This is a genomic window from Escherichia sp. AM3, assembly GCF_032029835.1.
In the GTDB taxonomy this organism is placed as follows: Bacteria; Pseudomonadota; Gammaproteobacteria; order Enterobacterales; family Enterobacteriaceae; genus Escherichia; species Escherichia coli.
Map to the genome: position 1 here is coordinate 1 of NZ_JAVUPQ010000367.1, position 1,037 is coordinate 1,037.

Consider the following 1,037-nt stretch of genomic DNA (forward strand, 5'->3'; position numbering starts at 1 on the left):
TGCCGGATGATGGCGCGCCGTTCCGCTACAGCTTCAGCGCCCTGAAACAGACTATGCAAGGTTTCAGTACCTCAAGATAATGTCCTGTAAGATCCTGCCCATATTTTTTTTTGTAAGCATTGCAGACATCCTCTACCAGCTCCGGCAGCCGTACATAGTCGTGCTGCCAGAGTTTACGTGCATGAAGATGGACCTCCCGCACAAGGTGACCATATGGTCCCCAGTGCATTTTATCCCTGGTTCGGGTCCGAAACAGGTGATCAGGTACGCCTGCATGAAAATTCCAGGCCTGTAATTTCTCTTTGACCTCAGCGTCTGGAGCCAGATTTACCAGCATGTCCATCACCAGTGACTCAGTTTGGTTCAGTGCAAGTAAACCATTTTCAAAAGTATTATCAGCAGAAGTGCGGGTACCATGAAACCAGTATGCGGTGGTGAACTCACCCGGAATACCCAGTTCCCTACATACGTACTCTCTCAGATACTGTCGTGAATCGATCATAATGGAATGATCCGTCTCGTAAATCTGCTCAAGATCGAGAGATAACAAAACCTTTTTTAGCTCCATTACACTACAACCAAAACCGGATGAAAGTGAAAGCAGCGCCTGAGATCGTGTTGAACAATCGAGAGTAAACATGGTTGCATTCCTTACACAACGTCAGTCGTGGGGACACCCCGATGGCGTCTCATATTGGCGATCAACAAAGCCGCGTAATATTTTAGAAATGGGAGAAGCTCCGGGGCACTGAAAATTGCATAAGCCCGGCCAGCACCATGCGTCTCTTTGAAGATGATTTGATCAACTAGGCGTGCATCGCTGATAGATTCAACCTGAACACAGAAATGCGCCACAGAATTTCGCATTTTATGAATCAGTTCTCTTAAGTTCATTTCCTCACCCGGTAACTGCGACTCGTTTAACCCAATTTCAGCTTTAAGCTCTGGCGTTAGACGATCCGACGGGAGGTAAGAAACAGCGCGCTCTCTCGGCATCACGATTAGGCCCAAAAGACAGTTCAGAGTAAGCGTATAGT

General features: G+C 47.4%; 1 protein-coding gene and 1 pseudogene. Both read right to left on the reverse strand.

All coding sequences use genetic code 11. The features are described from left to right. Window positions 1-37 precede the first annotated feature (37 nt). Window positions 38-640: pseudogene (locus RTW80_RS25890) on the reverse strand (hypothetical protein); the annotation flags it as partial. An 11-nt stretch (window positions 641-651) separates the two neighbouring features. Then, on the reverse strand, window positions 652-1,037 hold a 386-nt coding region (locus tag RTW80_RS25895; protein ID WP_312720935.1), incomplete at its 5' end, for a HEPN family nuclease.